The organism is Colwellia sp. 6_MG-2023 (assembly GCF_030547765.1).
Lineage (GTDB): Bacteria > Pseudomonadota > Gammaproteobacteria > Enterobacterales > Alteromonadaceae > Colwellia.
In genome coordinates this window covers 133,368-159,419 of the sequence record NZ_JAUOPP010000005.1, presented here as the reverse complement: position 1 = coordinate 159,419, position 26,052 = coordinate 133,368, and the positions used below count along the sequence as shown (strand labels likewise).

General features: G+C 34.5%; 22 protein-coding genes. 8 read left to right on the top strand and 14 right to left on the bottom strand.

Translation table 11 applies throughout. The features are described from left to right. The first annotated feature begins 24 nt into the window (after window positions 1-24). The gene (locus Q4503_RS05255; RefSeq protein ID WP_303601594.1) at window positions 25-2,970 is read left to right on the top strand and encodes a DUF349 domain-containing protein; all 2,946 of its coding nucleotides are present in this window, start codon (window positions 25-27) and stop codon (window positions 2,968-2,970) included. A gap of 122 nt (window positions 2,971-3,092) precedes the next feature. On the opposite strand, the gene Q4503_RS05250 is transcribed toward Q4503_RS05255, so the two are convergent. The 10 genes from Q4503_RS05250 to Q4503_RS05205 form a co-directional block, all read right to left on the bottom strand. Beyond that, window positions 3,093-3,962 (bottom strand): hypothetical protein, encoded by an 870-nt coding sequence (locus tag Q4503_RS05250; protein WP_303601593.1) that lies wholly within the window; start codon window positions 3,960-3,962, stop codon window positions 3,093-3,095. A 149-nt stretch (window positions 3,963-4,111) separates the two neighbouring features. Continuing rightward, window positions 4,112-4,348, bottom strand: a complete 237-nt coding sequence (locus tag Q4503_RS05245; RefSeq protein WP_303601592.1) for a hypothetical protein — start codon at window positions 4,346-4,348, stop codon at window positions 4,112-4,114. Window positions 4,349-4,529: 181 nt separating this feature from the next. Then, the gene (gene ansA / locus Q4503_RS05240; RefSeq protein ID WP_303601591.1) at window positions 4,530-5,552 is read right to left on the bottom strand and encodes an asparaginase; all 1,023 of its coding nucleotides are present in this window, start codon (window positions 5,550-5,552) and stop codon (window positions 4,530-4,532) included. Then, entirely contained in the window at window positions 5,552-7,459 is a 1,908-nt protein-coding gene (gene sppA / locus Q4503_RS05235; RefSeq protein ID WP_303601590.1) for a signal peptide peptidase SppA, read from the bottom strand. The genes ansA and sppA overlap by 1 nt, the downstream gene beginning before the upstream one ends. 578 nt (window positions 7,460-8,037) lie before the next feature. Then, entirely contained in the window at window positions 8,038-8,286 is a 249-nt protein-coding gene (locus Q4503_RS05230; protein WP_159820144.1) for a hypothetical protein, read from the bottom strand. A 325-nt stretch (window positions 8,287-8,611) separates the two neighbouring features. After that, window positions 8,612-10,606, bottom strand: coding sequence for a response regulator (locus Q4503_RS05225; protein WP_303601589.1), 1,995 nt, complete (start codon window positions 10,604-10,606; stop codon window positions 8,612-8,614). 13 nt (window positions 10,607-10,619) lie between these two features. Continuing rightward, entirely contained in the window at window positions 10,620-11,102 is a 483-nt protein-coding gene (locus tag Q4503_RS05220; RefSeq protein ID WP_159820148.1) for a response regulator, read from the bottom strand. Between the two features lie 36 nt (window positions 11,103-11,138). Continuing rightward, complete coding sequence (locus Q4503_RS05215; RefSeq protein ID WP_303601588.1) at window positions 11,139-12,635, bottom strand: ATP-binding protein; 1,497 nt, start codon at window positions 12,633-12,635, stop codon at window positions 11,139-11,141. 15 nt (window positions 12,636-12,650) lie between these two features. Then, entirely contained in the window at window positions 12,651-12,881 is a 231-nt protein-coding gene (locus Q4503_RS05210; RefSeq protein WP_215974106.1) for a histidine kinase, read from the bottom strand. A gap of 37 nt (window positions 12,882-12,918) precedes the next feature. Beyond that, window positions 12,919-14,265: a sigma-54 dependent transcriptional regulator gene (locus Q4503_RS05205; RefSeq protein ID WP_215974105.1), complete on the bottom strand. Its 1,347-nt coding sequence runs from the start codon at window positions 14,263-14,265 to the stop codon at window positions 12,919-12,921. A gap of 335 nt (window positions 14,266-14,600) precedes the next feature. Here Q4503_RS05205 and Q4503_RS05200 point away from each other — a divergent pair, with 335 nt between their 5' ends. Next, window positions 14,601-15,170 (top strand): BON domain-containing protein, encoded by a 570-nt coding sequence (locus tag Q4503_RS05200; protein WP_215974104.1) that lies wholly within the window; start codon window positions 14,601-14,603, stop codon window positions 15,168-15,170. A 73-nt stretch (window positions 15,171-15,243) separates the two neighbouring features. Continuing rightward, a complete protein-coding gene (locus tag Q4503_RS05195; RefSeq protein WP_303601587.1) occupies window positions 15,244-15,444 on the top strand; it encodes a hypothetical protein in 201 nt (66 codons plus the stop codon). A 43-nt stretch (window positions 15,445-15,487) separates the two neighbouring features. Here the strand turns inward: Q4503_RS05195 and Q4503_RS05190 are convergent, their stop codons facing one another. Further along, window positions 15,488-16,411, bottom strand: a complete 924-nt coding sequence (locus Q4503_RS05190; protein WP_303601586.1) for a DMT family transporter — start codon at window positions 16,409-16,411, stop codon at window positions 15,488-15,490. A 565-nt stretch (window positions 16,412-16,976) separates the two neighbouring features. On the opposite strand from Q4503_RS05190, the gene Q4503_RS05185 reads away from it, so the two are divergent. Further along, window positions 16,977-17,519 carry an NAD(P)H nitroreductase gene (locus Q4503_RS05185; protein ID WP_303601585.1) on the top strand — a complete coding sequence of 181 codons (543 nt, stop codon included), beginning with the start codon at window positions 16,977-16,979 and terminating at the stop codon, window positions 17,517-17,519. Between the two features lie 94 nt (window positions 17,520-17,613). Here the strand turns inward: Q4503_RS05185 and asnS are convergent, their stop codons facing one another. After that, on the bottom strand, window positions 17,614-19,014 hold the full coding sequence (asnS, locus tag Q4503_RS05180) for an asparagine--tRNA ligase (protein ID WP_215974100.1): 1,401 nt from the start codon (window positions 19,012-19,014) through the stop codon (window positions 17,614-17,616). Between the two features lie 145 nt (window positions 19,015-19,159). On the opposite strand from asnS, the gene Q4503_RS05175 reads away from it, so the two are divergent. From Q4503_RS05175 to bioC, 3 genes are all read left to right on the top strand, one after another. After that, a complete protein-coding gene (locus Q4503_RS05175) occupies window positions 19,160-19,558 on the top strand; it encodes a hypothetical protein (RefSeq protein ID WP_303601584.1) in 399 nt (132 codons plus the stop codon). 210 nt (window positions 19,559-19,768) lie between these two features. Beyond that, on the top strand, window positions 19,769-20,842 hold the full coding sequence (gene bioB, locus Q4503_RS05170; RefSeq protein WP_303601583.1) for a biotin synthase BioB: 1,074 nt from the start codon (window positions 19,769-19,771) through the stop codon (window positions 20,840-20,842). A gap of 646 nt (window positions 20,843-21,488) precedes the next feature. After that, window positions 21,489-22,286 (top strand): malonyl-ACP O-methyltransferase BioC, encoded by a 798-nt coding sequence (bioC, locus tag Q4503_RS05165; RefSeq protein ID WP_215974097.1) that lies wholly within the window; start codon window positions 21,489-21,491, stop codon window positions 22,284-22,286. Window positions 22,287-22,394: 108 nt separating this feature from the next. Here the strand turns inward: bioC and Q4503_RS05160 are convergent, their stop codons facing one another. Next, a complete protein-coding gene (locus tag Q4503_RS05160) occupies window positions 22,395-22,820 on the bottom strand; it encodes a type II toxin-antitoxin system HicB family antitoxin (RefSeq protein WP_215974096.1) in 426 nt (141 codons plus the stop codon). Between the two features lie 458 nt (window positions 22,821-23,278). Between Q4503_RS05160 and Q4503_RS05155 the strand changes: the two genes are divergently transcribed. Beyond that, on the top strand, window positions 23,279-24,400 hold the full coding sequence (locus Q4503_RS05155; protein ID WP_303601582.1) for a cell division protein FtsZ: 1,122 nt from the start codon (window positions 23,279-23,281) through the stop codon (window positions 24,398-24,400). 59 nt (window positions 24,401-24,459) lie between these two features. Here the strand turns inward: Q4503_RS05155 and Q4503_RS05150 are convergent, their stop codons facing one another. Further along, window positions 24,460-26,037, bottom strand: coding sequence for an FGGY-family carbohydrate kinase (locus Q4503_RS05150; protein WP_303601581.1), 1,578 nt, complete (start codon window positions 26,035-26,037; stop codon window positions 24,460-24,462). Between the last annotated feature and the right edge of the window lie 15 nt (window positions 26,038-26,052).

Below are 26,052 nucleotides of genomic sequence, written 5' to 3'. Positions count from 1 at the left end.
TTTATCATCAAAATGTGATTTCCTATGATTTTCAATTTGTTTAAAAGTAAAAAAAGCTGGCAACATAAAGATAGCAATGTACGTATCGGCGCTATAAATGATGAATTAACTAATAATAATAGTGAGGATAAAGCGGTATTATTATCGTTACTACATGACGATGATAACGAATTAGTCCGTCGTGCTGTGTTATTAAAACTCAATAGTTTAGAGCACTATTTGAACGAGAGTGTTGTTAATAATAATAAAAATGTAAGAGCATTTGCTAAAGCGCAAGTACAAGATATTTTATCTGGCAAACATAATATTATTTTATCCACCAAGGAAAAACAGGATTTTCTATCTAAAGTAATTGAATCAACAAAAACCAATCAAGAACTTGGTGTTGATAGTTCGGTGTTAAGCCAATGGCTTGATCATGAAAATGAACCGTGTTTGGTGGTAAGCTTATTTGAAATTTTGGTTCACAATAAAAATACAGCGCAATTTCTATTACAAACGTTTACTAAAAAACAATCAGCTGAAATACAAAAGCACTTAATGTCGCTAGAACTTAATGAACTCAACGATGTGTCATTACTAACAAAGTTAAGTAAAAAAGCAATAAATGATGAAGTTGTTCAAGTTATCAACACCCGTTTATCACAGCTAATTGAAGAAAAAGAAAAGCCTATACGCGTACTAAAACAAAAACAATTAATACTTTCAAAGTTATTAGCACTGAAAGATCAATCAGATTATGCACATTACTTAACAAACAAATCAGTGTTAGTCGAAGCGTGGGAGCAAGATAATTCTGATATAACTTGTTTACCAAAAGAAGAGCAAGAAATTTTATTAAATAAATTTAATAAAATTATGGGGCAACTAACGCAAATTTTTGCGCCAAAAGAAGAGGCATACCAACAAGCAAAAATTGCAGAAAAATTGCTTAATGAAAAAAATTCAGCGAAAGAACGTTTTAATAAAACTATTGCTCAGTTAAATGAAAAAATAACCGCAGCAGTTTTCGATGGTAGCTTAGAAGGGGCAACTTCTGATAAACAGGGCGATAACAATACAGAAGAAAAATTTCTAATCACCTTGGATACACTTAACGATAATATCACTGCAAGTGTTTTAAACAATAAAGAACAAAATGAGTTTTTACAAAAAAGCGAACAATTGAGAGTACGATTAACGCAATTGCCTGAAATTGCTCAATCGGTAAGTGAAGCAACTTACCTTATTTCCAATATTTCTCAATTGACGTTACCTGAATCACTTAATGAGTTAAATGAACGTCAACAAACATATAATGATTGGTTAAGTAATTACAAAGCGGTAAATAAAAAGGCACACGGTGTGTTGCCACAGTCTATTACTGAGTCTTATAAAGAGATTACACAGAGTTGGCAAAATGGCTTACGACCTTTGCAGCAAGAGCAAAAAAAATTATTTGAGCAAACTAAGAAAAAATTGATTGATTTAAAACGTTTATTACTTCGCGGCAAATACAAAGTTTGTTTCGGTTTATTTAAAGGTGTTAATCAAGCAATTACCTTATTATCGATCCAACAACAGCAACAATTACAGCGTGATTTTGATAATGTCAGTAAAAGAATGGCCGAAATTAGCGATTGGGAACATTATATTGCAACGCCACGCAAACAAGAGTTATTAGTTGAAATAAATGCTTTAGTAACAACACCGTTAGATGATCCTAATGCGCAAGCGAATAAAGTAAAGCAATACAGAAAAACGTGGAATTCATTAGGCCACGCAGATGAAGACATTGATAAAGAGTTAAATGAGCAGTTTAACCTTGCGTGTGAACAAGCATTCGCGCCATGTCGCTTATTTTATGCTGAACAAGAGAAAATGCGAGCGCAACATTTAGTTACTCGTAATGAAATAATAACTCAAGCGCAAGACTTAGCAGAAATGTTACAACCTGAAAATACTGACAGCACTACAGTAGACTTTAAAGCAATTGATGGAAAATTAAATAAATTACAACAACGCTGGCAGCAAGCAGGTGAGGTTGATAGGGAGCAGTATCAAAAACTGTTTAAGCAATTTAAAAATATCATCCAACCTATCAAAAATGCAATTAAAGCTTTTCACGATGCTAATAGTAATAAAAAACAAGCATTAATTGTAGAAGCGGAACAACAGCTTGCTAATGAAGATACCTATCAAGCAATCGAAAATGTTAAAAAATTACAAGCACAATGGCGTGAGATTAGTTTTGCTGGTGCTCATCAAGAGTCTAAACTTTGGCAAAAGTTTAGAGCGATTAATGATCAAGTGTTCGCCAAACGAGATCAGGCTAAGTCTGAGCAAAAATCAGAATTAGCGCAGGTAGCTGAAGCGTTTAATAAAACGCTTATTGATATAAAAGTAAGTCTTAATGATGTAGCCGACGATAGTAAAGAAAACAGTATAGAAAAAAATACTATTATTAATGCTAAAACACAGGCGGAAGAATTATTATCACAAGTGATTGCCAATAAACCTGTTATTAAATCAGTGGCCAGCGAGATTGAAGTATTTATAAAACAGCTTAATAAAAAAATTGAACATATAATCGCCGAAGAAGAAAAGGAAAGTTGGCAGAGTTTATTTATTATGCTTGAGAAAGTGGCAAAGTCAGAAATTATGGCTGAAAATCTTATTAGTTTACCTGAGTATCAAGCGCTAACGAGTTTTTGGCAAAAACGATTATCAGATCTATGTTTGACCACAGAGCAGGCTGATCCAAATGAACGTGCTGAAAAAACATTAGAGCTGGAAATTTTGGCTCAAGTTGAATCACCTGATGAACTTGCGTCACAACGAATGGCAGTACAAGTAAAGTTAATACAAGAACAAATGCAATCATCAGGTATTATTGATTTAAATAAACGTTTAATTGATTGGTTAGCATTAGGAAAATTAAATGCGTCAGATGTTGAATTATTGATTCGATTAAAGAAAGTATTTGTTTAATAATAACCTAAATAAGCATGGCTGCTCAGTTAAAACTGCTAATGCCGTTTACCGATAGTGAACGGCATTACTAATTAAAAGCCTTTATATTGTTTTATTTAAATGAATACATTGATTTTTAATTACATACAGCTTCCTAAACAAATTAAACCTCCTCCTTCTCTTTCTACACAAGAGACAGTAACTGGAATACATGAGTGTTTCCATTGAAGTGTAATTCCCCAATACCCCAAATATTGACTAAAACTTTGGGTATTTTCTTTTGACGAAAAAATATAATTTCCATTTACAACAGCTTTAGATAGTGGAATTGTATTCCCATCTGACTCCCGAGCAGAATTAGCAACAATGTCATATGTTTCTGTTTGTGGATTAGGAATAACTGTCAAAAGACTATCATCATTAAAAATTAACTTAATGCCCAATTTTATATCTTTTAAGTGAATAGATCCTAAACTTAGTTTAGATGTAATGCTGTTAACAACAACGGAAAACGCATTTACTTTTGTTGCTAAATGCAGTTGATACAAATCAGATCTCATCTTGCTTGTTTTAATGAAATCATAAGCGCTATCTCCATTAGGACCACTTGCTATTACAATATCCGCAATTAATTCACCAGAATGACTGTTTCGGTATTGTTTTCCGGAATAAAGTTCGCTAATGCCTTCAAGTAATTCAGTACCCGCTTCTTGTTCTAAACTAGTTAATGTTCTCTCTATACCTCGCCTGACAGGAACATTGTGATCTCCAGTATTGGTCCATTCAGTGTAAACTGTATATTTTCTAAATGAATTGTTTTTCTTATCAACAACATAACTAATTCCATTTTGAGTTATTTCATATGCATTTAAGGCTGCTGACTTTGTATTTTCTGCATCACAACCATGACAAGCTGTTAATTTGAATCCATCAGCATGACTGGTATTACTGTAAAATGTAGAAATCGCTAAAAGTGCGCCTAAAAAAATACTATTTAAAGTTAACTTCATATTTCATCCTTATAAATATTTCGGTTAATATCGCTCATAAAAAATACTAATATTCTATTTATGATTGTCAATAATAGTTCGATATTCAATCAATATATGTATAATTTACACTCGTACTTATATTATGAATAGTAGATAATAAGTATAATTTAACTTCCTAAAATTATAGAAATCAAAATTAATCCTATACCTACTAGCCACATAAAAAATGGAATTTTAGCTTCCTGCCAATATATGTATAAGAATATAATTGCAATCGGCGGGAAAAATAAGCAGCCCAACCCCCACAAGATACTTTGTCTAAACGCTGTAGCTACAAATATAATGACACCTGCAAGCGTAACTCCGTAACCTATATTTACCAAATATAATAAAATATCCAACATAGTGATCCTTGTTATTTCAGTTAATCATCCTTTTTAACCTTGCTATGGTGAGGAAAAAAGACTTATGCTCTTTTCATCATACATGTACTAATTTCACAAATACAAATTCAAAATTTTTATATAATAATTGTTTTTTGCTTGCTGTTTATTTATCTAAATATAAAAAAACTTGGTAGGGGGGCTAACTTGTTAATTCGCCTCGTAAATTCACTTCCATCAAACGACACGTTTCCGCATAACTTAAATTTTGACTAAGCAAATAGTGAAGCTTGGTTAATGTTGCTTCTAATGTCATATCATGGCCACTAATAACACCTGCTTGATTCAGGGCATTGCCTGTTGCATAGCCTGACATATTAACCATACCTTTAATGCATTGACTACAATTAATCACCACAATTTCTTGCTCTTTCGCTTTAGTTAAACAAGCGAGCAGCGCGGGATCTTGTGGCGCATTGCCAACGCCATAACTTCTGATTATTAGAGCTTTTACTGGTTGCCTAATAACATTCTCTATAACATCGCTACTAATGCCTGGGTACAAATGCACAACACCAATGGGTTGAGGTGTAATATCGCGAACAATTACGGGAGGTGTATATACACATTGATCTGAAATTTTCCCCGCGATCACGTTAATATTAATACCCGCTTCAATTAATGGCGGCATATTCGGTGAATCAAAGGCATTAAAACCATCGGCATAAGCTTTTATTGAGCGGTTGCCGCGGTAAAGCTTATTATTAAAAAATAAACCCACTTCATTAATAGGGTAATTAGCTGCTATATACAGGGAGTTTAGCACATTAACCTGGCCATCAGAACGCAATTGACTAAGCGGTATTTGAGAGCCGGTGACAATAATGGGTTTGTTTAAATTTTCAAACATAAATGACAAGGCTGAACTAGTGTAAGCCATAGTATCCGTGCCATGTAATACAACAAAGCCATCATAATCATCATAATGTTTTTTTATATCATTAGCGATACGTTGCCAATCACTTGGTGTCATATTGGATGAATCAATTAACGGATGATATTCGTTAATGGTAAACTCTGGCATCTCCTCGCGATAAAACTCAGGTAATGCATGAATAGAGTCTGTTAAGTGACCTTTAACAGGAATATATCCTTGATCACTTTTTTTCATTCCAATTGTGCCACCAGTGTAGGCAACGTAGATTTTTTTCTTTTTAAGCATCATTATTGAACGTTACACGCTAAACATAAAGTATACATGCCTTGTGGATCATTAAATTGATTCATCTTGGTTATTTCCTTTTGCATTTGTTCAATAAATTGTGTCATTGGTTTTGCATTAACACTTTGTGGAGCTGATAAGTCGCTATCAAGCGGTAATAAAGTGTCGACAAACATAAATGATTGCGCTTCACCTATCATCTTTTGAAGAAATTTATCCCGTTCAGATACTTCTTTTTCAATTAATAACGTATCGTATTGTTCAATATTTGCTAAGTTAGCAGCAGCAATAATGGCATCGTTTAAATTACCTAATTCATCAACTAAGCCTAATTCTTTCGCTTTTGCACCTGACCAAACACGACCTTGAGCAATAGAATCTACTTGCGCTAAAGTCATGTCTCTATTTTCTGCTACTAAGGTAATAAAATCTTGGTAACCTTTATTGATAGAAAGTTGAAATAGCTGTGCCATACCTTCAGTTAATGGTCGAGTTGGACCAAAGCCCGCGATATCTGTTGTTCCGACACCATCAGTATAAACGCCTATCTTACTGAGTGAGTCTTCAAAGGTCATCATCATACCAAAAATACCAATAGAGCCAGTAATAGTAGCAGGAGAGGCATAAATTTTATTTGCAGGAGCTGATATCCAGTAACCACCTGAAGCAGCATAAGTACCCATTGAAGCAACAACAGGCTTACCTGCAAGTTTTAATAATTCGACTTCTTGACGAATTATTTCAGAAGCAAAAGCGCTACCACCAGGGCTATCAACACGCAATACCACCGCTTTTACATTTTTATTTTCTCGTGCTTTACGTAATAAGGCTGCTGTTGAATCACCACCAATAGTTCCTGGCTTTTGCACACCATTTAAAATAGTACCTTTAGCAACTATTACGGCAACTTTATCTAATTGGGCAAGGGCGGTACTTTGATCAAAGGTTTTATCAAGATTTATAAGAGATAAGTAATCTTTAAAGCCAATATGACTATAGCTATCACCTTTTTTATTTTTACCAACCAGTTCAATTAATGCATCACGCATTTGAGTACGGGTTTTCAATTGATCAACCCAGTGATTATTCAGGGCATAATCAGCAAAACTACCGTTGGCTTGTTCTATTTTTTTGACTAAATCTTCAATACTTTCATCAAAATTTTCAATATCAAAATCTCTTTGTTGTGCAACATCACTTTTATACTGAGTCCATAAATCATTTAGCCATAGTTCATTTGCTTCTTTTGCCGCGTCAGACATGTCGTCACGTAAGAAAGGCTCTACTGCTGATTTAAAAGTTCCAACACGAAAAATATGTTGGTTTATTGATAGCTTTTCTAACGCTGATTTAAAATACATGCCATATCTACCGTAACCTTCAAGTAACATATAGCCTTCGGTATTTAACCAAATATCATCAGCATAACTGGCAAGGTAATATTGATCTTGTGTATATTGATCACCTAGCGCAATAACTTTTTTACCTGAGTTTTTAAAGTCAACTAGTGCAGCACCAACATCTTGTAGTTTTGCTAAACCGGCTGAACCAAGTCCTTGTAACTGTAATACTAATATTTGCACCCGATCATCATTTTTAGCTTTGGTGATAACCTCGAGTAAATCTGAAAGTAAAACTTCAGGATTACCTTCTTTTTCACCTAGTGCTTCGACTAATAGAGTATCTAAAGGATTAACCTCTTTTTTTTGTTCTACTAAATCACCAGTCAAATTCAATACAAGCGCGGTATTATTCGGTACAGTGACACTCTTAGAGTCTGTGTTTAACATGGCTATTAGACCGATAAAAAATACAATAAAAATAATATTAAGGACTACTGAGCGGGTAATCGTGAATACTCGCCAGAGGCTAGTGAAAATGGTTTTAAAAAAGTTAACTAAAGCGTTCATAAAAAATTATTCAAATAAAATTTAATAGGTAGCTATATATTACCTTAATCAAATAGCAAATAGACGATTAAGTGATAAATATATTAATATTTAACATGTACTTGATCTTGTTTAGACATATGAAGTGCTATGTATACAACGCTTGAATATATTTTATGGTTAATAAAATTAACGTTTGTCAGGGATATTCGAAAGAGGGGAGTGAATAAGACTTAACTCTGTTGATGATTGTTTAGCGTTTAGTTACGTAAATGACGTCTTGAACGATAGTGGTACATGAAAAAAGTATAAGTACATAAAGGAACTATAATCGCGGCGGCAAAACTAAAAAATAAACAAGTAATAGCTTTCGTAAATATTTTTTTAATCGTTATTAATAACATAAATTCCATTCTTATTTTTACGATAAAATAGGGGGCTTGGATAAATCATGCGCTGATGTAGTCATTTAGTAAAAAAGGCTAGTTATTACACTAGCCTTTCTGAATCAGGCTATAACTTCTAAACCATATTCTTAAAGCTTTTAACTACTTCATTAGTATTTCAGTAGTTATTAACTTTAATCTATAGTTACAAAATTAACAGTCGGTATCTTCAGTATCCATTTTCTCTTTTGCGTCTTCACAAGCATCTTCGATAGCATTACCTGTATCAGTGACTGCTTTTTGAATTTTGTCACCTGTATTCTTGGCAGCATCTTTAGTACTAGAAATCATATCATCAACTGTTTCGCCAGCTTCTTCTGCTTTATCATCGCTACAGGCAGCTAAACTTAGTACTGCTGCAAATGAGATCGCCATTATTGAAAGTCTTTTATTGTTATTCATTTCCTACTCCTTAAAATTTTAAAATAATTAAACTTGGGAATTTTTATTTTGTAATGCCAATATTATTAATCAAATAACAAGTAATACGACATAGATACAAAAGTTAATGCACAATCTAACATATTATAGTTCTCCTTAACTTAACGCTTAGAGATACCTAGACTATGCTATTGTTGTGCCAGGTGTTAACTTGTTGTATTTTATGTGGTTTGTGTTGGTGCTTTTATCTGTGCTAGCGAGGAGTAGGTAAATATTACAGGGTGCTTTGCAGTATTTGCACAATGTTAGTACTTTTGTTATCTATAAAAGTTGCGCATAGCGACAATTAAGCTTCATTAAAAAGCTGTTGTAACATAGTTAAATTAACGGGCTTGAGAAGAGAGCTATTTGCGCCATTTTCGGTTAATTCTTGTTTGGATACTTCATAACCACTAACAATAGTAATAGTAGTATTAGGCATATATGTTTTTAATGATGAACTTAATTCAAGCCCGTTACCATCAGGTAAGTTCATATCGACTAAAACGTGCTGCCAATCTATATCGGCTTTAACAATATTTTTAGCTTGTTCAGCATTGTTTGCTATTTGTACGTGCTTACCAATAGTACTCAGTAATAACGCAGTTATTTCAGCGGCATCAATATCATCTTCAATTAGTAACACGCGTTGATTAGGTTTTTTTTCTTTATCATCTTGTGATGTTGACTCTGATGATGTTACTGACATTTTCTGGTTAGGAGCAGAAATATGATGGCTTAATTGTTGTTGTATTTTTTTGTGTAATTCATATTTATCAATAGGTTTCGCTACTACATCATTAAAGCCCAACCCCTTGAGTTCTTTACGTACACCTTTCATTGTTGCTGCAGTGATTGCGATTATTGGCGTATCTACGTGCATTTCTCTTAATTGTTTTATTGCGCGCTTACCATCTAAAACCGGCATATGAATATCCATTAAGACGAGATCATATTTCGTATTTTCTTTTTCTGCTGACACTATTTTAGTGATGGCTTGTTGGCCATTATTAGCATAACTTACTTCTAATCCAAAAGATCGACACACATAGCCGAGTAATCGTCTAATATCGTCAATATCATCAACAATCAGTATTTTACCTGAAATTTTATTGAGAACTTCAGTAGACGATTTATAGTCACTGCGTTTAAAAGTTAAATTTTTATGTTCTGTATCGGCTATTTGTCCTGGATCGATACAAACCACGAACTTGCTACCAACACCAACGTTAGATTCTACTGAAATATTACCGCCCATATACTTTAGCAATTCACTGCAAATGGACAAGCCAAGCCCGGTACCTTCTTCGTTTCGTGACACAATGTCTTGTACTTGTTCAAAAGGTTTAAAGATTGTCGCTAATAAATTATCAGGAATACCCATCCCAGTATCGGTTATAGCAAAATATAAACGGGGTTGATCGCGTAACTCATCTAACCACACGTCAATATTCACTGTTCCTTGATTAGTAAACTTTATCGCATTATGAATAATATTGATCAATACTTGGCGTAATCTAAGCGAATCAGCGTTAATCTCAATGGGTAAGGCTGATTTAGCTGATAAGGTTAAATTGATTCCTTTATCTTGGGCTGCCATCGACATTAAGGTATATACGTCTGCGATAAAGCTTTCGAGGGAGATAGTTGTAGCATTCAGCTCAAACTTTCCGGCAGCAATTTTAGAAAGATCGAGTACATTATTGAGTAATCCTAATAAGTGATTACCGTTATCTAATATAGTGGTTAACTCGGGTTGTATGCTTTTGTTACTATCATCGCTGAGTAATAATTCGGTGTACCCAAGTATCGAGGTAAGCGGTGTGCGTAATTCATGACTCAAGTGCGCTAAAAACTTATCTTTAGAGCGACTTCTTGCTTCAGCTTTTATTCGTTCAACCCGTTCGTTTTCAATATCTTTCCTTGCTAAAGCGTAACGTATTGCTCTGTTAAATCTTGCACTGTTGAGTTCAGATTTTACTAAGTAGTCAACGGCACCGGCATCCAATGCATTATTATCTAATTCAGTATCTGTTTGGCCGGTAAGCATAATAATTGGTACTGTGCAGCCATCACCACTGGTTTGTTTAAGCACTGATAAACCGTTGACTCCGCCTAATTGATAGTCAAGTAAGCAAATGTCGTGATTATTTTCTTTGAGCAACGCCAATGCTTCAATGGAGTTGTCGACCCAATCAACTTCAAAATGATGGTTTGGCATTTGTTGAAGATAATCAAGGGTGAGAATATAATCATCTTCATCATCTTCAACTAGCAGTATATGTTTAGTTAGCTTTTGCATAGATTAATTTAAATTAGTCATTATTTGTTAGTGTGCTATTTGACGTTTTTTCTGATGAGGGAAGTTCGACAAATTCCACCCAATACTTACCTAACGCCTTCATTAAATCAACTAGGCCTTCAAAGTTGACAGGTTTGGTAATATAAGAAGCAGCACCAAGATCATAACCTTTAACCATGTCTTCTTCCTGTTTTGACGTAGTTAAAATAACGACGGGTATACTTCTAAGGTTCGGGTCCGCTTTAATTTCTTTTAATGCTTCCCGCCCATCTTTGCGTGGCATATTCAAATCTAGCAAGATAAGCCCAGGCCGTGGCGCACTGACTTTATCTTGAAACTTACCGGTATGTGTTAAGTATTCGATAAGCTCAACACCATCTTCTACAAAATAAAGCTCATTTAAAACGCGGCTTTCTATTAGTGCATCTTGTGCGAGTAGGCGATCATCGTCGTCATCATCCGCCATTAATATGATAATAGGTGTACTTTTTTTCATGTAATAATTTCCTTTAGCATTGATAAACTTATGTGATTACAGTTCATTGCTCACATTTAAGTTATTAGGAGCAATATAATTTTGTGGAATACGGATAGTAAAACAAGTACCTTTTCCTATCTCACTTGTTACATCAATTGTACCACCATGGCGCTCAACAATACGTCGACAAACAGCTAAACCTATACCTGTTCCCTTGTAAGCTGATCTTGCATGAAGGCGTTGAAAGGGGACAAATATTTTATCTTCAAACTCTTGGTCAAAGCCAATACCGTTATCGCGTACAGTAATAATATTCCAAAGAATGTCAGCATTTAGAATTGAATCAAATACTGACTCATGGCTATGGCTGATATTAATTTTTGGTATGTTGTTTTCTTGTCTAAACTTTATCGCATTACTGAGTAAGTTTAAAAAGAGCTGGTTTAGCTGTGAGATATCACCATTAATTTCAGGTAAGTCTTGATACTCAATAATTGCTGAGCTTTCTTCAATAGATACTTCTAAGTCGTCAATAACGTCAGTGACAATCTGTGTCAGTGGTACTGCTGCAAAGGCTTTACCGCGGGTATTAATGCGCGAATATTCTAATAAATCGCTGATTAAATTTGACATACGTTCAGCAGCATTTCGCATACGTTCAATAAAGTCTAACCCTCTTTCATCTATTACTTCGTTATAATTAGAGGATAGCCTATCACCAAATGCTCTAATTTTACGCAAAGGCTCTTGAAGATCATGTGAAGCAACAAAAGCGAAGTCTTCTAATTCACGGTTACTACGTGCTAGCTCTTCAGAATAGATGGTTAACTCTTTGGTGCGTAGTTTAACTTTTTCAGTTAACTCTTCATTTTTAGCCTCTAAAGACTGGCGATGTCGTAACTCATTTCTATTATTGAGTCGTACTAATGCACCAAGCCCTAACAGCAATAAAAAACTGGTAATTGCGGACACATTAAAAGTAAATTTTGCTTCTGTTTTAATGGTTTCTAATTTTTTATATAAACTATTTCGGTATAATATTTCCCGAGATTTTACCTCATTAAACAGTTTTTCCATTTTCTTGTATAAGTCTTTACCACGGCCAGTCATCACAATAGAGACGGCACGTTTTTCTTTGTCGTCTAATGCTAGATCAACCGTTGCACTTAGCTCTATCATTTTCATTTCAACTAAGTTAGTTAACTCAGTAATTTTATTGGCTTGTATACCAATGTCGGACTTTAATGATTGAACCAATTTTATTTGTTTTAGTACGTGATCAATGGCGTTTTGGTATGGTTGTAAAAAATCTTCGTTTTCGGTAAGTAAATATCCACGTTGGCCTGTTTCGGCAGAGAGCACTAAGTTATGAAGTTTATCTAAACTAAGAATTATTTCACCAGTATTAGCCATACTTTTTTGCGCTACTGATAAGTCATCAATGGTTTTTATTGATAGCATTACATTGATCACAATAACGATACTGACAATAGAGAATACTATACTCCATGAGACTTTTTTGTTTGCTAATAATCTTTCAATGTAGAACATTATAAATAACTTGCCTTAGCTTTTAGCTGTTTCTAATAGTTGCTCAAGTGTATGACTACAGTCTTGGCATGAAACAAGAATTTTGTTTGCGGCCTCTATTGCTTTTTCAGGTGGCATGTCATTTTCAAGTACTAATTTAATAAGCTCTGCCTGCATAGAGATTCTATTTAATGGACCTCGGGCGTCATGAACGAGTTGATTTAAATCAGGTTGCGCTGATTGTATATTACTTCCATCATCTTTCATTGCTGGTTCCTCCAAGCTATCTTTAGTTCAATTAATATTATTCTTCAAATTCTCCGTAGGCATGTAAACGGTTATATAAAGTTTTCGTGCTAATGCCTAGCATTTTTGCAGCAAGTGATTTATTACCATCAACATCATCAAGCGTTACTTTAATTAACTCTCGCTCTACATCTTCAATAGTTCGACCTGCACTTAAATTATGTTGTTTTTCTGTGATAGACGAGAAGGGCGAACGAAAGTCTTTTGGTAAAGCTAAACTGTTACTGTCGGGATCAGACATAATAAAAGCACGATGAATCGCGTGTCGCATTTCCCTAATATTTCCTGGCCAGTCGTAGTCAGTTAATCGTTGAATTTGTTCGGCACTCCATTCATAGCTACGGTTATATTCTTCGTTTAATTCTTCTAGAAACACTCTGGCTAATAACGGAATATCTTCTTTTCGTTTTCTTAGCGGTGGAATGTTAATAGGAAAAACAGCCAGTCTGAAATAAATATCTTCTCTTAACACTTTATTTTGTGCTATTTCTTCAATAGAGCGGTTAGTGGCAGAAATAACTCGGCAGTTTACTTCAATCTCTTTTGTTCCACCTAAAGGGGTTATTTTATTACTTTCGAGTACGCGTAATAAGTTTGGTTGCATATCAATGGGCATTTCCGTTATTTCATCTAAAAATAATGTACCATTACCGGCACGTAAAAATACGCCATCTTTTTTGGTAATTGCGCCAGTAAATGCGCCTTTTTCATGCCCAAATAGTTCACTAGCGATTAAGTCTTTTGCTAATGCGCCACAGTTAGTTGCAACCAATTCAGCATCGTTTTTTGTTGTTAAATTACTTGCGCTATGAATAGCTTGCGCCACTAACTCTTTACCTACGCCACTTTCACCTAATAACATCACATTTGCTTTGGTTAGCGCAATACGAGATATCATAGTATACATTTCTTGCATCACGGCCGATTCACCAATAAGGCAATCAAAATGTTTTTTAGCTAGTGTGCTGTTATGCTTTGTTTCGCTAGTTTGCTTTGACTGGCGTGTTAAGGCTTGCTCTAGGTCTTCACGTTGTATGGGTTTAGCAATATAGTTAACTTTAGGTCCGCATAAGCCAGCTAGTAAGCCTTTAACTAAAGGGTGCCCAGTAATTAGCGTAATATAAGGGGTATCGTTTGATTTTTTAATGTGATCTATTAGGTGTAAGCCACTACCATCTGGCAGCATAAAATCTAAAAGAATGTGATCAAACGTATTGTTTTCTAGCCATTCATAGGCTTCTTCCAGACAACTAGCGATACTAATATCATGGCCTAAAAACTCAATTATTTGACAGGCAATTTCAGTAAACTCGGTATCATCATCTACCAATAATACTTTTAACACATTAACTCCTTAACTTTATTTAAGACTAGTATAAGCTCATTATATTTGTCTTACTCTTTTAATTTCAGAGCTTTATTGTTTATGTTTACGTATTTCAAGTGTTTTCACTATTAAATACAAGCATTATTATCATTTAGTGTAATATTTCTGCCCCGCCTATCTACTCTATGATTAAAAATTCCAACAGTGTAACTATTACCAATGTATCAGTAATAGTTACACTGTTTGCTTGATGATTTTGTTGAGTTTTTATATTTATTCATTATATTTCAATGCGTTACATTTTGGCATCAAACTCGCAATAGTACTAATGAACTTTTAACAGGAGAACAAATATGAAAAATACAACTCTTTCAATTATTATCGCGACTGCTATTAGTACAGCTTCTTTAAATGTTAGTGCAGAAAACACTTGGAAAGATAATGCTAAAGATGCATGGATAGATGGAAAAGCTGAATCTACACTGCTATTTAACGGCAATTTAAATTCTTTCGATATTAATACCGACGTTAAAAACGGTACCGTTATTCTAACAGGTAAAGTGAAAAACTCTGTCGACAAAGCTTTAGCAGAAGAGCTGGTAGCTTCTCTTGAAGGTGTCACCAAAGTTAATAATATGTTATCGGTTATTGATGATAATAATACACAAGGAAAAGATGTTGAGATAATGCAAAATCTCAAGGACTCTAAAGTGGAAACAGTGGTTAAAACAAGGTTGTTGTTTGAATCACAGATCAGTGGATTAGACATCGAAGTAGAAGTTGATAAGGGCGTTGTTACGCTGGAAGGTAATGTAGCATCGGAATCAGAGCGTGATCTAGCTGTTGCCATCGCAATGAATACAAATGATGTTACCAATGTTGTTAATAAACTTGTTTTAAAAGAGTTAGTAGCAAGTAACTAAACATTTTTAAACAGTTTAACCGCGCCTAAGTTGGCGCGGCTTTATCAAGTAACAAGGACAGGACATTGCCATTATGAACTTTTCAAATATTAAGTTACCTAAACTTTTTCGCTCTAACAAACCTATTGAAGCTAATATACCGGTAATAAATCAATTTAACTGGTTTGAGCGCGATGATACCAATATAGATGAATCTTCAGATCATTCTAGAATAACCTATTTGTCAGGAATTGATATTAACGCTCCTTTGCCAACTGAGCAAAATAGTAGTTAAGAAAAATAACAAAATAAATCAGCTGCTTATTGATGATTGTTGTTTACTCTTTATCCATTACATTATTTCTAAGTATAATTTTTTTTTGTTGATATTTAACAACAAAAATCTCCCCCCAGTGATACATAGCCAATCCAGATATTACTAATAGTGCACCAACAATTAATTGGCTATGAATCACTTCATTATTTAGTACTGCGCCTAAACTTAAGGCGATAACAGGTGTAATTAATGTAATTAAGGCAACGGTACTTGCTGTTAATCTTTGCAATACAAAAAAATAAGCGACAAAGCCAATTAATGAACCGAATATACCTAGATATAATGTTGCCCATATTGATCTTGGCTCCCATTGGCCGGTATCAAGACTACCATCCAAAAAAAGCCAATTGATAATAAATAAAGGCATAGATAAAGCCAGTGCGCCAACGGTTGTTGCCATAGGGTGAATAGCTAATGACACACTTTTTACTAATACACTGCTTAAACTAAATAAAAATACCGCAATTAAAACAAATATAAAACCATAAATACTATCCGTACTTAATGATAAATTGTTAGCGCATACTAAACCTAACCCAGCAAAAGAAAGTGCCATAGATAACTTTCTTAACACTGATATTTTAGGCTCTGCAAGTATCCTTCGTGCTAGGATAGCTGAGAAAGCTGGGGCTAAACCAAAAACTAATGATAAAACTCCTGAAGATAAATACCCCGCCGCAAGATAAGAGAATGACATACCACCAAATATTCCTAACGCAGAAAAAGCATATAAACGTACCGCTTTTGGGTGCCAAGGAAATGCTATTTTCCTGGTAACTATAATAAGGCCACCTAACACTACTGCGATCAGCATGCGTAAAAGAACAGCCATAGTAGGATTGATTGATTCACTACTCCAAACGATAGCTAAGGGGGTAGTAGACCAGATTAACAAAACTACCATATAGGCAATAGACACTTGCATTTGACGCTCCTTTTTATTATTTCTTGTTGATTACAGTGTCTTTTACGGAATGTTTTATTTATCACAATAAAAGTTGGAATATAAAAAAGCCGCAAAAGAGGATTTCTGCGGCTTGAATATTATGGTTAACTAAACTATCTATTATTAACTTGAACGCTCCGCATAATTTGGCCACAGTCGAATAACCTGACTTTGCCAACATCGCGTTAACAAAATTAAGTTTTGATTGAGCACCAAGGCTTGCTTTGTATGAAAAACGTTCATTATGGTAATTACTTATTTAATTTTTAAAATATATTTATTAGGTATTAAACCGTCATCATTTATTAAACATGTCATTTAGAACCTTACTATTACAAAGCGCTTTAAATAAGATTCCGTATTAAGTAACCTATGAAATGTCAAATGGCTTAAACTTAATAGGTAAATTATAGTGCTGTTGCTTACGTGTTAAGTCAAGCAATAATACAAAGAGTAAATGATTTATTTTATTGAATAAAGTCGTGCGTAAAAGAAATGGTCGTTATACACTTAACTATCGTTTACCAACTTATATATTTTATTTATGAAAGGCATTGAATTACTGTTACAGCGTCAGTCTAACCCTTTAGTTACTTCACCTGCACCAGATAAGCAAGCATTAGAACAAATTTTAGCCGCAGGTATGCGTGTTCCTGATCATGCTTGTTTGAAACCTTGGCACTTTACGGTAATAACCGATGACGGATTACAGCGTTTAAGCGATTTATTTGTTGCTAGCAGTGATCAACAAACGGCTAACCTTGAAAAAATTGCAAAAATGCCATTTCGAGCGCCAATGGTAATTGTCATTAGCTCAGAGTTTACTCAACATGAAAAAGTACCGACTAAGGAGCAACTAATAACTGCTGGCTGCTGTGCTCATGCAATGCAAATGGCAGCTTATACTTTAGGATTTGGGGCAATATGGCGTACAGGTGAACTAGCCTCTAATGAACAAGTAAAACAGGGCTTAGGTGTTAATAAAGAAGATGAAATTATAGGTTTTTTATATATTGGAACACCTTGTAAAGAACAAGGACTGAAAGCCAGTAAGAGTTTTGAAGAAAAAGTAACTTATTGGAAATAAATGTAGGTTGTACTTTAATACGACATGATTCTTGTTTAACAAGATATCGACATAAATAGTCGGAATAAATTCCAACCTACATTATTAATAGCTACTAGAACGAAGCGTTATTCGGTGTTCTTGGGAACGGAATAACGTCACGTACGTTTTGCATACCAGTAGCATAAGCAACTAAACGTTCAAAACCTAAGCCGAAACCTGAATGTGGTACAGTGCCGTAACGACGAAGATCACGATACCAACTATAATCAGCAGTATCTAAGCCCATTTCTTCTAAACGACTATCTAAGACATCAAGACGTTCTTCACGTTGGCTACCACCAATAATTTCACCAATGCCAGGTGCTAAAATGTCCATCGCGGCAACAGTTTTTCCGTCATCATTTAATCGCATATAGAAAGACTTAATATCTTTCGGGTAGTTTTGTAAAACAACAGGGCCATTAAAGTGTTCTTCAGCTAAGAAACGTTCATGCTCTGAGTTTAAATCTACACCCCAAGAAACAGGATTTTCAAATGTTTTACCACAGTTTTCTAAAATGGTAATTGCATCGGTATAATCTAAACGAACAAAATCTGTTTCAATAACGGAGGTTAATCTTTCAATAACGGTTTTATCAACACGCTGCTGGAAGAAAGCCATATCATCAGCACGTTCATCTAACACAGCTTTTAATACGTATTTAAGCATTTCTTCTGCTAAATCGGCAGCATCTGATAAATTAGCAAACGCGATTTCAGGTTCTACCATCCAAAACTCGGCTAAGTGACGAGAAGTGTTAGAGTTTTCTGCTCTAAATGTTGGGCCAAATGTATACACTTTTGATAACGCGTTACAATAAGTTTCAACGTTTAATTGGCCAGAAACGGTTAAAAAGGTTTCTTTACCAAAAAAGTCTTTATTGTAATCTACTGTACCAGCGTCATTGCGTGGTAAGTTTTCCATATCTAAAGTACTAACACGGAACATCTCGCCGGCGCCTTCACAATCACTACCGGTAATAAGTGGTGTACTGATCCAAAAGTAACCTTTACTGTGTAAAAATCTATGGATAGCTTGGGCTAAACAGTTACGAACACGTGTTACAGCACCACCAATATTTGTACGTGGGCGTAGATGCGCTTGTTCACGTAAAAATTCAATACTATGGCGTTTAGCAGCCATTGGATAAGTATCAGGATCTTCAACAAATCCTAGTACTTCCACTGCTGTTGCTTGAACTTCAAAAGATTGACCTTTACCCGGTGATTCAACTAATATACCCGTAACTTTAACAGCACAGCCCGTAGTTAGCTTAAGAACATCATCTTGATAATTATTAAGATCACTCGGTACGATAGCTTGAATTGCATCAAAGCATGATCCGTCATGAACTGCTAAAAAAGAAATACCTGCTTTTGAATCACGGCGAGTTCTAATCCAACCATGTACGGTGATAGTTTCATTAACAGGATATTTGCCTGCTAATACATCAGTAATTGCTATAACTGACATGTAATGACCTCTTATATTTTATCAAATGTACTGAATTTTTTAAGGTGGTTATGTTACCGTGACTATTATGTTTAACAAGTAAAACTTACTAAATTAATAAACTATATTTCAAAAAAATAATAATATTGGCCAAAAAAGTAGAAACATGATGAAAATAGAGCAAAGACGACCAATAAAAGAACGTAGAAAGTCGGCTGACTTTTGGTACTCATTAGCAAGAACATTAACGGCTTGTAGTTGGCTTGCTTTTTTTTTCTCAGTGATTATTTCTTTTTTCGTTGCCCCCGAAACAGATTATGGCGTTTTACGTTACCATGATATTGAAGTGCGACAGTTTTGGTTAACACCGTTAACAGGATATTTATATCTTGTTATCTGGTTTAGTGCTGCGGGAATTTATACATCTACGTTAATAGATAAATACCGAAGTAGAAGGCGTAGTGATAATACAAATTATAGTGCTTATTTCCTGTTAATTATTAACTTATTTTGGCTATTAATAATTCTACAACACATTTTAACGACCAAGAATAGTGTTTTTTGAATCATGTTATAACTGATTTTATATCAGTATTTGCTTTTTCGGGAGAGCCATAAACATTGAAATAAATTAACCTTCCAAAAATGTTAACTCAGTTATGAATAACATGCTTGTTATTTATGCGCATGTCAACATAAATGGTTGGCGTGTATTGACAAGCAAGAGGCGCCGACTAGACTATTCGCTAATTTAATTAGATGTAATCGAGTAATCATGTCAAAAGTAATTCTTCCTGCTACTTCAGAAAATAATGACAACCTTCGCCATCATTGGACTGTAACAGAGGTTCAAGCACTATTTGATCTTCCTTTTAATGATTTAATGTTTAAAGCACAAACGGTTCATCGACAACATTTTAATGCAAATGAAGTTCAAGTTAGTACGTTATTATCAATTAAAACTGGTGCTTGTCCTGAAGATTGTAAATATTGTTCACAGAGTGCGCGTAATAAAACAAATTTAGAAAAAGAGCGTTTACTTGAGTTAGAAAAAGTACTTGAAGCCGCAGCAAAAGCTAAGGAAATGGGGTCAACGCGTTTTTGTATGGGGGCTGCTTGGCGAAATCCTAAAGCTCGAGATATGCCAATAGTGTTAGAGATGATTAAAGGAGTTAAGGCCTTAGGATTAGAATCTTGTATGACCCTAGGTATGTTAGATAAAGCGCAAGCAAAACAACTACAAGATGCTGGACTTGACTATTACAATCACAACCTTGATACATCACCAGAGCATTATGATCAAATTATCACCACACGTACTTATCAAGATAGGCTAGACACATTAGAACATGTACGTAGTGCAGGTATGAAAGTTTGCAGTGGCGGTATTGTTGGTTTAGGAGAAAGTGCGACTGATAGATGCTCACTATTAGTACAATTAGCAAATTTACCCCAGCAGCCAGAAAGTGTGCCAATTAACATGTTGGTCAAAGTAGAAGGGACGCCACTAGCAGATGTTGATGATTTAGAAAGTTTTGATTTTATTCGCTGTATTGCAGTTGCACGTATCATGATGCCAAAATCACATGTACGTCTGTCTGCAGGACGAGCCGAAATGAATGAGCAAATGCAATCTTTATGTTTCTTAGCGGGGGCTAACTCAATATTTTATGGTTGTAAGTTACTAACTACTCAAAATCCGGAAACAGATCAAGATTCACTATTATTTAGCAAACTCGGTATCAATACTGAAATAATTACTGATGAAAGCGTATCACAAGAGCTCGCCCTTAAAACATCTTTGGTTAATGACCAATATAAAGATTTATTCTACGAAGCAAACTGTTGATTAAAATCTTTGTCGCCCTATGAAAATTAACAAGTAAATAGGTACAACAATAACAGCTTCATTAATTAAGTGAACAATTTTATATGTAAAAAACGGGCAACTTCATCGTTATTATAACCAGTAGAAATGATCACATAGCAAGTTAGGTTGGAATAAGAGGTTTCAAATAAAAACCAGTCGTTAAATTTGAGTTATACTCAAGTTTAACGACTGGTTTTTTTATATTTATAAAACTTCAGAAAATAAAGCTTATCTACCTTTTAATAAATTTAAATGATAATTATTCTCTAGTGGCTTTGCTGTAAATGTGGCATTATTTTGTTCCCTTGAACAATATAGTACTTACTCGAACAACGATATAGGTAGTCAAAGTCATTATCATGGCAAATGCTATTATGCTATTTCAACGGTAGTAACGACCATATTTTCAATTGGGTTATGACAGTCATAAAAGTATTGTTGTGTAGTTCTAGATGAAAATATAAAGATAATAATATTGCGCAGTTAAAGGTGGGTTATTTAATATAAATTTTCCTATAAATGATTTCAACCACCATTCATTTGGTTACGTGTTACTCGTTCGTCATGTTATTATTATCTAGTATATCAATAAGTTAAAGTAAAAATTAAACAGGCCGTTAAGTAAATGAGCATAACAAAGTTAAATAATAAAAATAAAATAAAAATAGCGGAGAGTTTTGGCTCCGCTAGTAAGTCTTATGATATTTCAGCTAGGTTACAACGTTTTTCTGGAAAACATTTAATGCCTTGGTTACCCAAAAAAAGTGCACTTACCGTACTTGATTTAGGCTCAGGCACAGGTTTTTTTACTGATGTATTAGCATCATCCTATGACCAAGTTATAGGGTTAGATTTTTCTAAAAAAATGCTTGAGTTTGCAAAAAGTTGTCGAAATGAAAATATAGTTTGGCTTGAAGCCGATGCACATAAAGTTCCCTTACAAAACGAAACTGTCGACTTTATATATTCTAATTTAGTGCTGCAATGGTGTCAGCCGCTTGATATTGCCATTAAAGAAATGTTAAGAGTACTTAAACCAGGTGGCACCATTGTTTTTACTACCTTAGTTGATGGTACATTACACGAGTTAAAATCATCATGGAAAAAAGTAGATGATGATCAACATGTTATTGATTTTAAGACAGAAGAGCAGCTTGACCAATATTTTAATACATCACACTCAAATATCGTGGCGCACAAATGCCAAGATGTTACGCTTGATTATAAAAATGTTATTCATTTAGCGAGGGAGCTAAAAGGCTTAGGGGCCAATCATTTACCCAAAAAGAAGAATCGAGGCTTGTCAGGTAAAGATAAGTGGTTTGCTATGACAGAGCATTATAAAGATTTTCTTAAACCTAATAATATTTACCCAGCAACCTATCGTTTATATTCAGGCTTGGTTGTTAAGTTAAGTAGTTAACATAATTATATTTCCCCATCGACAAAGATAAAATATTAATAAACTGGCGGAAAGGGTAGGTGAGTGCTTTAAAAGGTTAGTTCATCATAATACTTAATAAACTCAACATTATTGTTTTCCTAACTCTATTAAACAAGCACTGGCTATAAAGCCTGAACGGGTTTTGTAGTGTGAACTTTTACTTACCCGTTCATCAATTTGTTTTATCAATAATTCAGGTAGCGTAACATTAATTTTGTGACTTTTTCCTAAATATGCACTGATATCAATATCCACAATAGCCCAAAAAGCTTGAGAATATGTATGTGGATTGTCGAGAGCATATTGCTGTCTATGTTTTTCTATGCTTAAAGCTGATGGGATTTTTTCCCCATATTCAGCAAGAATAGCCAAATGACTTTTAATGCTTTGCCTTATTTTTTCTAATCCTAAATCAATAGATTCTACACTAACACTACAACCGGGTAGGTCTGGCACTGTTACCTGATATAATGCCGAATTTTGTAAATTAGCAAAAACAACAACATATTTCATTTTTCATTCCTTGTACAATTTTTGATCGTTAATTAAACATAACTCTTGTAACCCTAAAGGTCAATAACTACACAACCCCAATAACCCTAAATCAGCATTATCCAATAACCCTGATAACCCTATTTGCCTCACTATTGATAACCCTGACAACTCCACGGTATAAAAAGTGAACGTTTACTCTCATTTTAAACGACTATTAAAAAGAATAAAAAATAATCGAATAAGTAAATTTAGCTTTTAATTTAGTTATTCGATTATTCGTTAATCTGCCACACTATTTATAACGCTAGAGTTATAAATAGTGTGGCAGATTAGAAAATTGATCCTTATAATGAAGTAATATAGATGGGGTTTAATAATCTCAAATCGAAAAATTTATTGGTTATATTCTACATATAATCCTAACGATTTCTCGGTAATAAATTTTAAAAGTGACCAAGTATTGATTAGGAAAAGTTATGAAAGAATTGATTCATGCAAATCCAGATTTATTAATTACTGTTGTTGGCATTGGTGGCTGTGGTTGTAATACCGTTAATATGCTGTATGAAAATAACTTAGCTAGCAGTGTTAATTTAATTGCCATTAATACAGACTTAGCTGCGCTCAACTCTCTGCAAGTAGAAAATAAAATATTAATTGGAGAAGATCTGACTAAAGGTTATGGCGCAGGTTCGAATCCAGATGTTGGTTTAAAAGCAGCACAAGAAAGTGAGGGCTTATTACTCAATGCTATTAAAGGAAGCGATATTATTATTATCACTGCTGGATTTGGTGGTGGTACAGGTACCGGAGCAAGTCCGTTAGTTGCAAGAATAGCGCGAGAACTGAATATTAATTGTTTGGCAATTGTTACTCTACCTTTTGAATCTGAAGGTGAATTACGTATGGACTTCGCCTTACAAGGCATCGCAGAAATTAAAGCGCCTATTCATGCTTATATCACTTTATCTAATGATCTATTGCTAAAAGGGTTAGGGGAAAGTGTTGGTTTATTTTCAGCTTTTAATCAAAGTAATGAAGTACTCAAAAATTTACTTGTCTCGTTAGTGCAAATGTTAACTGAAACTGGCTATGTGAATGTTGATAAAAATGACTTTTCCAGTATTCTTTCCTATGAAGGCGAATCAATTTTAGGTGTGGGTAAAGCCGATAGCGAAGAGCTAGCTTATGAAGCTCTGGATCAGGCTTTAAATAATCCGCTTGTTTCTATCGCGAATATAGACACAGCTAAAGGAATAATTTTTCAGCTATTTTGTAAATCTGAGCCTAAGCTCTCGACTTACAATGGCTTAATTGATCACATCAGAGAAAAAATCACCAATAAATCTGTACTGATAGTACCAGGAGTCACTTTAGATCCTAATCTTTCTTCAGAAATAGAAATTTTAATTGTTGCTTCAGGTATTGACTCTAATGTTGATAAACAAATAAACACTGAAGCATCAACAAGTATAAAAGAGGATTATCTTGATGAAAGTCTAACTTTTATTGATTTAAATGAAGAAGTTGATACAGATATACCTGCTATAACACGTAAGTTAATGGCTAATAGAGCATTAGACATAAATAATATCTAAATCTAATAGAGTTTATTTTATTAAGCGACATTAAATTCGTAATATTCGTATTCTACATGTTATTTTGAATAGCCAATTATGCTACGAATACTTTTATATAAAGGATTTAATCTAGCATACATCTTTTGATATACATCGCGATAAAGCTCATCATATATTGCTTTGTTTTCTGCTATTGGTGTGAAAACATCACCACTATGGGTCATTTTTTTTACAGCACTTTGATAATTCTCAAACAAGCCAATACCAACTGCTGCATTGATTGCAGCTCCTAAGCCTGATGTTTCATATGTATGCGGTCGTTGCGCCGGCATACCAAAAATATCTGCAGTAATTTGCATAGCTTCATCACTTTGTGATCCGCCACCAGAGACCATTAACTTAGTAATTTTAACCTTTGATCGCTTTTCTGATAATTCTTTTCCTTCACGTAAGGCATAACCTATGCCTTCAATTATTGCTCGATAAATATGCGCCCGAGTATGAACATCGCTAAACCCAATCATTGCTCCTTTTGCTTCAGGACCTGGTGTTTTTATACCGGGATTCCAATATGGCTGTAAAATGAGCCCCATAGACCCTGCGGGTACTTGCTTGAGTAGATCATCAAATAAGCTTTCTACCATAATGCCTTGGTAGTCAGCAATTTGTTGCTCTTTTAAACCAAACTCACGTTTAAACCAACTGACCATCCAATATCCGCGCTGGACAATAATTTCGGTATTATAATTATCTGGCATTGCTGCAGGGTAAGCAGGTAACCGTTTGATTGCTTCGACATATTTATTATTTGTGGTGTTATAAGTCGCAGTGGTGCCGTAGCTTAAACTGCCAACATTAGGAGTTAAGCAGCCAGAGCCTAATACTTCACATGCCTTATCTGAGCCTGCTGAAATAAGTGGTAGGCCTTTTGGCATACCAGTATCAATTGCCGCTTGTTCAGAAATTTTACCTAATTCATCACCACAAGGAATTAATGTTGGCAACATACTTTTAGTAATCGGCAGTGCTTGCCAGCGCCAATCTAATGATACTGACCAACGATGCTTTCTAAAATTAAAGGGAAGGTAACCAACTTGGCTTGAGACAGAATCAACATAGTTTCCTGTTAATTTAAAACTATGAAAACCTGACAGTAGCATAAACTTATGTGTTTTTTGCCAAATATCAGGTTGTTGATGTTTAATCCAATTGGCTTCAGCCTGACTTCTAAAATACGCAACGGTATTTTTTTCACCTGCCAAGTTAAAAAGAGCTCGCCAGTACCAACTCATTTTATCTAAGGTTTTTTGTTCTCGTTGATCTAACCACACAACTGCTGGTCTTAAAGGTAAGCCATTAGCGTCTAGATTAACCATAGTCGCTCGTTGACACGTAAGTGCAGCAGCTTTAATTTGTGATTTTTTAATCGCTAATTCATCAAGCTTGGGCCAAAGTTCATGACAAGCCTTTGTTAGCATTTGCCAATAATAATTAGGCTCTTGCTCAGCCCAACCGGGTTGCTTTGAAAAGTAAGGTTCAATATCAACCTTACTTTTAGCCACTAATTGTCCATTAAGGTCAAATAACAAAGCACGAATACTTTGTGTGCCGTTATCAAGCGCTAAAATGTACTTTTCAGTTAAATGATTACTCAATAGCTCATTACTCGA